At 66.1% G+C, this 12,642-nt stretch carries 7 protein-coding genes; 3 read left to right on the forward strand and 4 right to left on the reverse strand.

Annotated elements, in window-relative coordinates:
* Positions 1 to 184 precede the first annotated feature (184 nt).
* Positions 185 to 3,118 carry a TonB-dependent receptor domain-containing protein gene (locus ACWKSV_RS04210; RefSeq protein WP_083706648.1) on the forward strand — a complete coding sequence of 978 codons (2,934 nt, stop codon included), beginning with the start codon at positions 185 to 187 and terminating at the stop codon, positions 3,116 to 3,118.
* 56 nt (positions 3,119 to 3,174) lie between these two features.
* On the opposite strand, the gene ACWKSV_RS04215 is transcribed toward ACWKSV_RS04210, so the two are convergent.
* Both ACWKSV_RS04215 and ACWKSV_RS04220 read right to left on the reverse strand, forming a co-directional pair.
* The gene (locus ACWKSV_RS04215) at positions 3,175 to 6,159 is read right to left on the reverse strand and encodes a TonB-dependent receptor plug domain-containing protein (RefSeq protein WP_076716094.1); all 2,985 of its coding nucleotides are present in this window, start codon (positions 6,157 to 6,159) and stop codon (positions 3,175 to 3,177) included.
* Positions 6,160 to 6,283: 124 nt separating this feature from the next.
* A complete protein-coding gene (locus ACWKSV_RS04220; protein WP_076716096.1) occupies positions 6,284 to 9,325 on the reverse strand; it encodes a glycosyl hydrolase family 28-related protein in 3,042 nt (1,013 codons plus the stop codon).
* Positions 9,326 to 9,489: 164 nt separating this feature from the next.
* Here ACWKSV_RS04220 and ACWKSV_RS04225 point away from each other — a divergent pair, with 164 nt between their 5' ends.
* Positions 9,490 to 10,029 carry a gluconokinase gene (locus ACWKSV_RS04225; protein ID WP_330218786.1) on the forward strand — a complete coding sequence of 180 codons (540 nt, stop codon included), beginning with the start codon at positions 9,490 to 9,492 and terminating at the stop codon, positions 10,027 to 10,029.
* A gap of 5 nt (positions 10,030 to 10,034) precedes the next feature.
* Here ACWKSV_RS04225 and ACWKSV_RS04230 read toward each other — a convergent pair whose 3' ends face one another.
* Both ACWKSV_RS04230 and ACWKSV_RS04235 read right to left on the reverse strand, forming a co-directional pair.
* Entirely contained in the window at positions 10,035 to 10,712 is a 678-nt protein-coding gene (locus tag ACWKSV_RS04230) for a FadR/GntR family transcriptional regulator (protein ID WP_076716097.1), read from the reverse strand.
* Positions 10,713 to 10,725: 13 nt separating this feature from the next.
* Entirely contained in the window at positions 10,726 to 12,072 is a 1,347-nt protein-coding gene (locus tag ACWKSV_RS04235) for a GntT/GntP/DsdX family permease (protein WP_076716099.1), read from the reverse strand.
* A 388-nt stretch (positions 12,073 to 12,460) separates the two neighbouring features.
* On the opposite strand from ACWKSV_RS04235, the gene ACWKSV_RS04240 reads away from it, so the two are divergent.
* The gene (locus ACWKSV_RS04240) at positions 12,461 to 12,634 is read left to right on the forward strand and encodes a helix-turn-helix domain-containing protein (protein WP_237243347.1); all 174 of its coding nucleotides are present in this window, start codon (positions 12,461 to 12,463) and stop codon (positions 12,632 to 12,634) included.
* Positions 12,635 to 12,642: the final 8 nt, after the last annotated feature.

The following is a 12,642-nucleotide window of genomic DNA, read 5'->3' on the forward strand; positions in this document are numbered from 1 at the left end:
GCCAACTGTGTTCTTGCGGTTACATTCGGCCAAATAGATCAACATGACATTTCCGTAAATTTACAGCGTTTCTCTGTGTCGATTTTATGACGCCACGCTTCCGGGCCTCGTGATGGGGCAGGGGGCGGCATTTTTTCGCTGGAGGATCGGATGGCCCGGATCCTCGGCAGAATGAGGACGCGTCATGACCCAGAATTCCACGCCCACCCGTCGCCGGTTGCATATCGGGACCGCCCTTCAAAGCCTGACGCTGGTTGGCCTGGGCCTCGGCATGGCGGGTTTCGCGACGGCGGCGTCGGCTCAGGCCGTGCAGGGTGCGGCGACGGACACCACTACAGCGACCACCACCCCGGCGCCGACCGGCGATATCGTCGTCACCGGATCGCGCATCCAGCGACCCGACCTCCAGAGCAGCAGCCCCGTCGCCACGATCAGCGCGGGTGAGCTGAAGGCGACCAACACGGTCACCGCCGAGTCCTATCTCTCGTCCTCGCCGCAGTTCGTGCCCGCCGCGAGCAGCACGACGAACAACGGCAATGGCGGCACCGCGACGGTCGATCTGCGCGGCCTGGGATCGCAGCGAACGCTGGTGCTCGTGAACGGCCGCCGCATGGTGCCGTCGGACATTGGCGGCGCGGTCGACATCAACGCGATCCCGACCGTCCTGATCAAGCGCGTCGACGTTCTGACCGGCGGCGCCTCGGCGGTCTACGGTGCCGATGCCATTTCGGGTGTGGTCAACTTCGTGCTCGACGACAAGCTGGAGGGCGTGCGTGCCGATGCCAGCTCGCAGGTCACCGGGCATGGTGACGCCGCCCAGTATAATGCGGGCCTGGCGGCGGGCGTGAAGTTCGGCAACGACGATGCCGGGCATATCGTCATCGCGGGTCAGTACACGAAGCGGGACGGCGTCTATCAGTCGGCGCGGGCCTATTCGGCGCAGAATCTCGACGCCAACCTGAAGCCCAGCGGGTCGAGCAACGCGACGCCGACCGTCATCGACATCAACTCCGGCCGATACCAGGTCAACGACGGCAGCCAGGCGGGCGGCACGGACAATTTCGTGCCCTATTACAAGCCGTACAACTTCAACCCGGCCAATTATCTGCAAGTCCCGTTGGAGCGGTACAATGCGACGGCGCTGGCCAGCTACAAATTCTCCGACGCGGCCGAGCTCTATGCACGTGGCAGCTATACGCGCAGCGACGTGACTGCGATCCTGGCACCGACCGCAACCGCCGGGTTCAACTTCACCATTTCGCCCAACAACCCGTTCCTCAACGCGGCCAATTCCGCATTGATCTTCGGCGATCCGAAGAACCTGAATGCCGACGGCACCGCCAATGTCGGCATCCGTCGCCGCGTGACGGAGACGGGCGGCCGCATCCAGGAATTCACGAACGATACCTATTTCGGCATTGTGGGCCTGCGTGGCGATTTCGCCGACAGCTTCCATTACGATGTGTTCGCGCAATATGGCCTGGCCAAGCGGCATGAGGCGCTGCTGAACGACCTCGACTATAACAAGACCGCCCAGGCCATCAATGCGACGGTCGGCGCGAACGGTACCCCCGTCTGCGTCAATCCCGCCAATGGCTGCGTCCCGGTCAACCTGTTCACGTCTCAGCCGATTTCGGCGGCGGCGCTGTCGTTCATCACCGCCAACGGCGCGCAGGACAATCGCTATACCCAGTTCGTCACCGGCGGCAGCCTGTCGGGCGACCTGAACTTCCTGCAAAGCCCGCTGGCCGACAAGCCCGCGGCGGTTGCGCTGGGCGCGGAGTATCGCCGGGAGACGGGCAGCCAGTCGGTCGACGCCAATTACGGCTCGGGCAATTTGATCTATTACGGGCAGGGCACGGCGGTTCCGAATGCGTCCTTCGAAGTCAAGGAAGTTTACGGTGAGTTGCAGATGCCGCTGGTCACCGACCGGCCCTTCGTCCGCGCGCTGAACTTCGAAGGCGGCGTCCGCTATTCCTCCTACACCAACAACACGGTCGCCGGTCGCAATAAGCTGGACGCCGTGACCTACAAGCTGGGCGGCGACTGGAGCCCGGTCGAGGGCGTGCGCTTCCGGGCGATCTTCAACCGGGCGACCCGCGATCCCAACATTGCCGAGCTGAACAGCCCGATCACCCAGGCGGGCACCGATGTCCTGGCCACCGACCCCTGCGCCAATGGTCGTCCACAGGGCAATGCAACGCTGGCCGCCAAATGTATCTCCCAGGGGGCTCCCGCCACGCTGGTCAACTCAGGCGTCATTCAGGACGTGACCGCGAACCAGACGAACATCAACGCGGGCGGCAATCCCGCGCTGCGCCCGGAAACCGCCAACACACTGACGGCGGGCGCGGTGTTCTCGCCGCGCTTCCTGCCCGGCCTGAACGTCACCGTCGACTATTACCGGATGAAGGTGAACAACTATATCGCGTCCGATGGTTCGCAGGACATCGTGAACCAGTGTTTCAACAACAATATCTCGGCCTATTGCTCGCTGATCGTACGGAACAATATCTCCGGCCAGCTATCGGGCTCGCCCAATGCGAACGGCCAGTTCCCGGGCGTGACGGAGCAGTTGATCAACGTCGCCACGCTCAAGACCAGCGGCATTGACGTATCGGCGGATTATCGCTTCACCCTGCCGGGTGACGGCAACAGCCTGACGCTGAACATGGCGGGCACCTATGTCGACAGCTACACCTTCAATCTGGGCGCGCAGGCGACCCCGATCAACTGCGCGGGCAAGTTCGGCAACAGCTGTGCGGCGGTCTCGATCAACCCGATCCCGCGCTGGAAGCATCAGGCCTCGGCCGTGCTCGACCTGAACGGGATCGCGATCCAGGGGCGGTGGCGTTATGTCGGGCCGGTCAGCGCGGATGCGGGCACGCCGATCCTGGCCAACCGCATTCCGTCCTATTCCTATATCGACACGAACATCAGCTTCGACGTGAACAAGCAGTACACGTTCCGCGTCGGCGTCAGCAACCTGTTCAACATCAATCCGCCGATCGTCGGCGGCTCGGCGGGCAGCAGCGGGGCCAATTCGGGCAATACCTTCCCGAACGTCTATGACGCACTCGGCCGGACCTTCTTCGCGGGTATCAGCCTGAAGCTTTGATAGCCGAACCGGAAAGGGGTGGAGTTCGGGAGGCCGAAATCCACCCCTTGTCCATTTCAGAATTTGGCGCGCAGGCCGATCCGGTAGGAGCGACCCAGCGTGTCGTACAGCGCCGGATTGACGTCCAGGCCGGTATTGGTCTGCGGCGACGGCTCGGGGTCGCGGTCGAGCAGATTGTCGACCTTGAAGAACATGCTGACCGCCGGCGTGACGTTCAACGAGCCGCCGATATCGACATAGAAGGCGCCCTTCATGAAGTTGCGGTCGATCGTCGGGTTGTTGCCGGTCGAGACCGGGCAGCTGGTCGAGCAGACGACATATTGGTTGCCGAACACGCCGTCGCTGAACCAGCGTTCCTGGACCAGCAGGCTGAATTTGTCGGTGTCGTAGCTCTGGATCGCCAGCCACTTCCAGCTCGGCGTCGCACCCGAATTGGCGCCCGCGCTGTCGATCGGGATCGTGCCGGGCAGGCCGGGGTCGGTCACGAACTTGATGACATGGGTGGCGAGCGCGCGCAGCGTCAGATTGCCGTTCAGCCCCATCGGGTTGCGCCACTGATAGCTGCCCTCGATATCGAAGCCGCTGGTCTTGATCGAGGCGAGGTTGAACGCCTGGACGTTGACGAAATTAGGCCCGGCCGTGTTCTGAAGGTTGAAGGCGCCGCACGTCTCGGTATTGCCCTGGAAGCACAGGTTGACGATCTGCGCGGCCGACAGGCTGGAGACGACGTCGTTCACCTTGATCGTGTAATAGTCGAAGGACAGGCTGAGCCCCGGTGCCCAGCTCGGCCGCGACAGGACCACGCCCGCCTCGGTGCTGCGCGCGATTTCGGGGCGCAGATTGGGATTGCCCAGCGAGTTCTGGATGATCAGTACCTGGGTATTGCGGAACGGATCGGTGAAGTTCGGCACCGTCGTCGTCGTGGGGGCCGCGAACAGCTCGGACAGGTTCGGCGCCCGCACGTCGCGCGAGGTGACGGCGCGCAGGCGGAAGCCGTCGAGCGGCGTGTCCCAGGTGCCGCCCAGCTTCCAGGCATAGACCGCGCCCGAGGTCGAATAATGGGTGGCACGACCCGCCGCGCTCAGATTGGCGCGGCCCAGGCTCTCCGAATTGATCAGCGGCAGGTTGAGCTCCAGGAAGCTCTCATACACGTCATATTTGCCCGAGCCGTTCTTGTAATTGCCCGCATACCAGTTGCTGCCGGTCGCCGAATTCAGGAACGGGTCGGCAGGATAGGCGGCCGAATTGGGGCTGATCGCCGAGACGCCGGCGCCATAAGGATCCGCGTTCACCCGATACGCCTCGCGCCGATACTCGACGCCGGTCGCGATCGACAGCGGCCCGGCCCACAGGTCGATCAGATTGCCCGAGATGCTGCCCGCCGCGGCATCCTGGGTCTGGCGGGTATGCTGGAACGGACCGTTGACGGGAACGATATAGGCCAGCGCGGCGGCCGAGGGCGTCGCGCCGCCGAAGATGTTGATCGGCTGGCAACCGCTGGCCCGGGCGGCCGCATCGGCGCAGACGATCTGGCCGTTCAGCGTCGTCGCGTTGATCGCCTGATTATAGCGTCCGGTCAGGCTGATATTGTCGACATCGATGTCGGTGACGTTGATGCCATGCTCATAATAGACGTCATAGGTCCAGCTGCCGCCGAACACCTCCGCCTTGCCCTTCAGGCCGCCGACGAAGCGATACTGGCGGCGATCGGTGTTGACCTTGATGTTCGGCAGGATCGCGTTGCTCAACCCATAGCTGAACTGGGTGATCCCGTTGGCGGCGCATTGCTGCTGGATGGATGCGGGCAGATAGGGGTTGGAACACTGGATGGTCAGCCCGGTCTTGGAGGCACCGGGATTGGGCTGGTTGCTGGTCTTCACCTGCGCGATATTGGCGGTGACATACAGTTCCATGTCAGGTGCGATGTCATAGCCGATGCGGGTATAGCCGTTGACCCGCTCCAGCGCGGATTGCAGCGAGGTGCCCGAGCCGACATGGCCCGACTGGTCGCCGCCGACGCAGAAACCGACATAGCATCCGACGACGTTGCCCGCGGCGTTCTTGGCGGGAACGCCGTTCGACCCGTATTGAAAGGGGAAGGGATTGCCGTTGGCGTCGAACGCCGTGCCCTGGAGCGGCCCGGCGCTGATCAGGCCGTATTTGGTGTATTGATAGGCCTGGCCATGGTCGCGGTAGAGGAATTGCGGCGTGCTGCCGTTGCGGATGCCGGTATCGACCAGCGTCGACGCGCGGTACCAGTCGCGGCTGCCCGCCAGATCCTCGCCGAAATTGCCGGGCCCGACGCCCTGGTCCTTGGCATATTCGCCGCTGACGATCAGGTGAAGTCGGTCACCCGCCAGCGCCTTGCCGAACGCCGCCTGGGCCAGCACCTGGCCGTTATCGCCATAGGTGGTGACCCCGGTCTGGAGATTGCCCTTGAACCCGGTGAAGCGCGTGTCGGTGATGAAGTTGATGACACCGCCGACCGCGTCCGATCCCCAGGAGGCCGAGGCACCGCCGGTCACGACATCGACCCGCTTGATCAGCAATTGCGGGAACTGGCTGATATCGGGAACGCCGGTGACGTTCGCACCGACCACCCGCTGCCCGTCGAGCAGCGTCAGGGTGCGGATCGTGCCGAGGCCACGTAGCGAAAAGGAGCTGAGGCCCTGCTGCCCGCTCGACGTGCTGAAGGTGCCCGTCGTCGCGCCGGTCGATCCTTGCAGGGACGGCAGCTGGGCCACGGTGTTGAAGATGTTGGGCTGGGCGTTGGCCTGGATCTGCTCCTCGCCGATGACCGTGGTCGGCGTGGGGGCGTTATAGCCATTGGCGGTGATGCGGGTGCCGGTGACGACGATATCGCGCTCGCTGGCCGAAGGCGTCTGCGGATCGGCAGGAACGGCCGCCGGATCAGGGGCCTGGGTCTGCTGCGCCGGTGCGGCCAGTGCGGGGCTGGCGATCAGCGCCAATGCCAGGGCCGCAACGCTGGTAGCGTTACCGAATTTCCACGAGGCGCGGCTGCGCCGGTTGCCGATGCTCATCACTCCATCCCCTCACTCGAATCGCAGAGCGTGGCCGGTGATCTTTGGCCCCTCCGTCTCCCGCCCGCTTTACCGCAGGGACGAAGGGGCGGCATCTACGACCATAGTCGGTATCGTGGGTTGGTCAGGGCTTTGCGGCGTACAACCCATGATGGGTCAGGATGAACAGCGTCCGCCCGTCGGTGCCGCCGAACACCAGCTGCAAGGGGCGCTCGGGCACGTCGATCCGGCCGAGTTCGGTGCCTGTCGCGTCATAGACGAAGACCTGTCCGTTCGCGACATAGACCCGCCCGTCCGCGCCCGTGACGACGCTCTCGCCGCCGCGCTGGGCGAAGGGTTTCAGCTCGGTCACGGCGCCGCCCGCACCGACCAGCCCGGTATAGGTCCGGTCCTCCGACCCGTTGGCGATGGCGATCCGGGTGCCGGGGCGCGCGGCAATCAGGCCATAGGTGTCCAGCGTGTCCGAAAAGCGCCAGCCGCGATGATCGGTCGGTCCCTGCTGCCACACGCGAAAGGCGGGCAGGGCGATGCTGCCATCGGGGGCGACATAGGATAGCGGCTTGGGCTGGCCGATGTCGCGAGCGAACATCTCGGTCAGGGTGGTGAACCGGTCGGTGGCGGGGTCGTACTGGTCGCGGAACTCGCCATTGACCCAGAGGCTGCCGGGCAGGGTGATCCGGGCGCCCGGCGGTGTCGCGGCGTTCGGCGATAGGAGCGTCACGGCGGCAGGGGCCTTGGGATCAATGCTGTAGACCGTCGCGGCAGGCCCTGCGGACGACAGGACCAGCAGCTTGCCCGAGCCATCCACCGCCAGGTTCACCGGGTCGAGCGGCGCGTCGGACACGACCGACAGGCCTTCCGCCTCGCTCCAGCCATGGATGCGCTGGAAATAGCGATCGACGAAGTAGAGCTTGCCGCTGGCATCGGTTGCCCCGCCGCCGAGCGAGTAGAAACCGTCCGCCAGCCGCCAGACGGGCGTCAGGCTGGGCGAGGGCGCGGGCAGGGCGGCGGGGGAGACGTCCAGCGTCGCGAACTCGCGCTCGCGCACCTCCGCCCCGCGCGTCATGTCGCGGATCGCATTTTCGTAAGGATATTTGCTCGCCCGCAAATAGGTGCCGCAGCCATCCGCCTGACAGGTCGCAAAGCCGCTTTCGGCATTCACATGGACGTTGCGGAAACGGATGTCGTTCCGACCATACAGCGCGATCGCGGCCTTCGCGGGCTGGAGCGAGCGGGTGACGCGGTAAGCGTGGAGATTGGCGAACAGCACGTCGCGCACGTTGCGTAGTTCGAAGGCGACGGCATCGCGGCTTTCGCCCGCTTCCTCCTCGGTCTGCGGGGCCAGGAACTCCCAATGCGCGACCCGGTCGAGCACGATCTCGGCGCGGCGATGATGCTCGGCGGAAATCTGATAGACATGGCCGGGCGTCTCGGTGTTCGACACCAGCATTCCGGCAGAGGCATAGGTGTCTGGCGTCCACAGCCCGTTGAACGTACCGCCACCGCCGTCCGTCACCCACAGGCTGGGATAATGGCCGTCCCAGCGCTGCTTCGGGTCAGGATCGCCGGTGTGGTCGGCATTATAGGGATCGAAGCGGCTGCCATCGGTGCGGAAGGTGCCGTGTCCACCCTGGAACTTGACGTCATCCACCAAGGAACCTTCGCCCGCGCGCCAGAGCAACGCCGTGGCCCGCGGATTGCGCCCGCCTGCGGCCAGGCCGAGGCCGGAGACGATGGCCTCGCCCCCCTTGGCGCTCTCGATCAGTCCCTTCGCGCTGCCGACGCCCCGAAAGGCCGGGCTGTCATCGGTCAGGACGATTTGGGTCAGGCTGGGGTGGAGGCCGATCAGCACGCTGTCGGTGCGCAGGCGTAGCGTGTCGCTGACGCGGTAGAAGCCGGCGGGGAAATAGAGGATGCGGTGCGTGTCGATCGCCCGTTGCAGCGCGGCGGTGTCGTCGGTCGTGTCGTCGCCCTTGGCGCCGAGGTCGCGGACATTGGTCCAGCGTTCGACCGGCGGAAGGGCGCGGATCGCGGGATCCTCGCGGGATACCGACGCGGACAGTGGTACCGCATCCGCCTTGGTCGCATAGCGCCCCGTCTGGCCGAGCGACGGAACTGCCAAACCGTAAGAAAAGTCGCGCATCCGGTAGCGTCGGGCGGGGCCGGTAATCGTCCGCCCACTGTCGCGGAACTGCGCGAAGACCGGCATGTCGCTCGCGGTCGCGTCCTGGAAGCCGATTTGCGTATAGGCATTGTCCTCGTTGCTGATGACGATGCCTGCTCGCGCCACCCGCTTGAACCGGACCTTCTTGCCCCAGAACCAGTCGCCATAGCCCCGGTCGATCTCGATCCCGACGGGCACGTTGCGGATCACCGTGTTGACCAGGGTCAGCCCCGCCTCATGCTCGCGGATGGCGGCGTCGCGCTGTCCGTCGAAGCTGGAGTCGATCAGCGTGTAGGACCAGGCGGGAGACGGCTTCTCGGTCAGGATGCCGTAGCGCCCGCCATGGAAGTGCAAATCCTGCCCCAGATTGCCGACCTGATAGATGCCCGCCAGCGCATCGCCCAACCGAAAGTCGATATGCGCCAGATAGCTGTGCTGTGCCGCGTGGAAGCGTACGGCGGTCGCGGCCGGATTGCCCGCCCCGATCTCGAAATCGACATTGGCCATGGCCGAATAGAAGGTGCCCGAATTGGCGTCGGTGATGCTCTTGTCGAAGGGGACGCTGGTCGGCGGCGGCACGGGGACCGGCGCTGCGGCCTTGCCCGCTTCGGGGGGCAGCGTGCCGGTGAAGAAGACCATGGTCCCGACGCCCTGCTGGAACCCGGGGGTCGCGGGGGCTAGGACGAAGACGGGGCGCGTCTTGCCCACGCCGAACAGGCGGACGCCCGGCCGCATGTAGAGCGTATGGGTCAGCCGATACCGGCCGGAGGGCAGGAAGACGATCCCGCCGCCGCCCTGACCCGCCACCCGGTCGATCGCCTGCTGGATCGCCGCGCCGTCGTCGCTCCGACCGTCACCGCGCGCCTGCACCGTCACCGCGCGGGGATCGGCGGGCGCGCGAGTGAAGACCGAGGCGGGGCGACCGGCCCAAACCGGCGACGCAGCGGTTCCGGCGAGCAGCGCCAGAACGGCAAGGGAAAGCGGGCGCGTCATGGCGGTCATCCTCATCGGGCGGAACGGATCGGGGGCAGGGCAATTGGGATAGGCAAGGCGACGCTTCGGCACGACTGCGACAAAGGTCGTAATGGCCTTTCTCGTCCAAGGCGCGATAGCGAGGATCGAACGGGCATGGCCGACAGTGCCGATGCTAACGACAAGGGGTGCGGGTGAAGGCGAAAGACGGCAACGGCACAGGCGCACGCGCCCATGGCATCGTGGTGATGGGCGTCAGCGGCACGGGCAAGACCACCCTGTCCGAGCGGCTCGGCGCTCGGCTCGATTGCCCGGTGCTGGAGGGCGATGCGTTTCACTCGGCCGAGAATGTCGCGAAGATGCGCACCGGTCATGCCCTGACCGACGCGGATCGCTGGCCCTGGCTGGATCGTCTCGGCGCGGCGATCGGTAAGACTGCGAGGAACGGCGGCACGGCCATCGCCGCCTGTTCGGCGCTCCGCCGGGTGTATCGCGAGCGTCTGCGGGCAGCGGCGGGCGTGCCGCTGTACTTCGTCTTCCTCGACACGGATGCCCAGGAGATTGCCAGGCGGATGAACGGGCGCAAGGACCATTATATGCCGCCCAGCCTGCTCGACAGCCAGCTGGCGACGCTGGAGCGGCCGACGGCGGACGAATGCGCGTTGAGGCTGGATGCCGGACTGCCGCCCGAAACGCTGGTCGCCCAGACGCTCAGGTGGGTGAAGGGCGCCTGAGACGCTCACGGCATCAGCCGCTTGCGCCCCTGCGACAAATGCCAGCGCATCGCCAGGGCCGCGCCGTCGGGATCGCGGCCCCGGATGGCCTCGACGATGGCGTCATGCTCGTCCATCATCGCGCCGATCACCTCGGGCGGGCGCGAGCGTGAGATGTCGACCCCGGCGCGCAGGATATGCATCACCTCGTCCTTCAGATGGTCGAAGACGGGGATGAAGGCCGAATTGCCCGTCGCCTCGACGATGGCCCGGTGGAGCATCCAGTCCTCATCATGCGCGGGCGCGTCGGACAGGAGCGCGGCCCGTAGCGCGGCCAGCGCCTGCTCGATGGCCTCCATCTGTTCGCTCGACCGGCGCAGTGCCGCCAGCCGTGCGGTCTCCGCCTCCAGGACGAACCGCACCTCATAGGTGCCCAGCGTCTTGGCCAGCTCGTCCATCGGCATATGGGTGCCCAGCCGCTCGGACGGGCGGCGCTTGACATAGGAGCCCGCTCCCCGCCGCGCCTCGGTAATCCCGTCCGACGCCAGCCGGGCCAGCGCCTCGCGCACGATGGTGCGCGACATGCCGAACGTCTCGGCCAGCCTCGCCTCGGAGGGCAGGCGGTCGCCGATGGCCAGCCCCTCGTCATTGATGATGCGGACGATCGCCGTATAGGCCCGGTCCGCCAGCCGCCCTTCGTTCATCGTCGCCCCCGCTTCAGACGATATGGCTCAAGACCATCACCAGCGCGAGGCCGACGACGGAGATGACCGTCTCCAGCATCGACCAGGTTTTGAACGTGTCGGCGGTGCTGGTGCCGACATAGCTTTTGACCAGCCAGAAGCCCGGATCGTTGACATGGCTGAAGAACACCGAGCCCGCGCCGATCGCGAGGACGACGAGTTCGGGGGAGATGCCCGACCCGGCGACCACGCCCGGCATGATGCCGACCGCCGTGATGGTCGCGACCGTGGCGGACCCCGCCGCCAGCCGGATACCGACCGCGACCAGCCAACCGAGCAGCAGCGGCGAGATGGCGTACATGGTGACCAGCCGGGCCAGCAGATCCGACAGGCCTGCGCTGACCAGCACCTGCTTCAGCGCGCCGCCCGCGCCGATCGCCAGCAGGATCGCGCCCGCCGCGCCCATCGTCTCATGCCACACCGCGTCCTGGATCTTCGCCTCGCGCAGCCGCCGTCCGAACAACAGGGGCAGGGCGAGCAGATTGGTGACGAGCAGCGCGATCACCGGATTGCTCGCCGCGACCAGCCAGGCGGCGCCCTTCAAGCCTGTGGCAAGCTGTCCCAACTCACCCGTCGCGATCAGCAGCACGGGCAGCAGCACGATGAACAACGCAGCCCCGCGCCCCGGCACCGCGATGTCGAGCCGGTGGTCGCCCAAGACGGGCGGCGCCAGGCGGACACCCGGCGTGACGATCCGCGCCAGCACCGGCCCCGCGATGATCGCGGTCGGAATGGCGATCAGGATGCCGTAGAGCATCGTCCGGCCCAGATTGGCCCCCAGCGCCTCGACCGCCAGCAGCGGGCCGGGATGCGGGGGCACCAGCGCATGGACGACGCCTAGTCCGGCGAGCGCGGGCATGATGAGGCGCAGCTTGGCGGCATCGCGCGCTTCGCCATCGGGCGTGTTCATCGCCTCCGCCGCCGCCACGACGATGGGCAGCAACAGGACAAGGCCCGTCTCGAAGAACAGTGGCAGGCCAATCAGGATCGCGATGCCCAAAGTGGCCCAGGGCGCCGCCCGCGCGCCGGTCAGCCGCAATGCGCTCTGCGCCAGAGCCGCTGCCGCGCCCGACAGGTGCAGCATCGCCCCCAGCGACAGGCCGAGCGCCACGACCAGGCCGGTCCCGCCGACGATGTCGCCCACGCCTTTCTGCACCGCCTTGGCGATGTCGGCGAGCGGAAGCCCGGCGAGCAGCCCGACCGTGAACGCGCCGCACAGCAGTCCGATGAACGGATGCAGCCGCCCCTTCACGATCATCAGGACGGCGAGCAGGATGCCCGCCAGCGCGGACGCGATCAGGCGGATATCCTCGCCGGTCACGGGCGGGCTCCGCACGTCATCTGGTTCCAGCGCGTGATGTGGTTCAAGCTTTGCGGATCGCGCATCGACACCCCTCCTTGGTCCCTGGCGGCGTTTTCGCCTGCCGGACTTTACCACTAACCTGTAGGACAGGTTTTTGGGTCCGGGCAATAGAAAAGGGCTTGATCCGGGGCAATCGGCGGGAGCATGATGAAAACCTGTCCAACCGAATCCACATAGATTGGATCGAGCAGGACGCGGGATCATGTCGGCGCACACGACCGACAGCCTTTGGCCCAGCCGGGCCGCATAGTGGAGGATGACGATGGAAGGGACACGTCCGACGGCCTGCCAACCCCTGAGGGCAAGTACCGAAGCGCCCTCGCTCGCACGGCTGACCCCAACCCAGATGAAGGTGCTGCGCGGCGTCCATTCGGGGATGCTCAACAAGCAGATCGCGTTCGATCTGGGCATCGCCGAGGCGACGGTGAAGGCGCACATGACCGCGCTGATGCGCAAGCTGAACGTGCGCAACCGGACACAGGTGGCGATCGCGGCGCAGGCGCTCAGCCTCCACGCCTGATCCAGGTT

This window comes from Sphingomonas sp. SphC10 (assembly GCF_057004845.1).

Excerpts from the sequence above, each read along its gene's own strand:
- ACWKSV_RS04240 (WP_237243347.1), top strand. The coding sequence starts at position 12,461 with ATGAAGGTGCTGCGCGGCGTCCATTCGGGGATGCTCAACAAGCAGATC.
- ACWKSV_RS04215 (WP_076716094.1), bottom strand. The coding sequence starts at position 6,159 with ATGAGCATCGGCAACCGGCGCAGCCGCGCCTCGTGGAAATTCGGTAAC.
- ACWKSV_RS04230 (WP_076716097.1), bottom strand. The coding sequence starts at position 10,712 with ATGAACGAAGGGCGGCTGGCGGACCGGGCCTATACGGCGATCGTCCGC.
- ACWKSV_RS04220 (WP_076716096.1), bottom strand. The coding sequence starts at position 9,325 with ATGACCGCCATGACGCGCCCGCTTTCCCTTGCCGTTCTGGCGCTGCTC.
- ACWKSV_RS04210 (WP_083706648.1), top strand. The coding sequence starts at position 185 with ATGACCCAGAATTCCACGCCCACCCGTCGCCGGTTGCATATCGGGACC.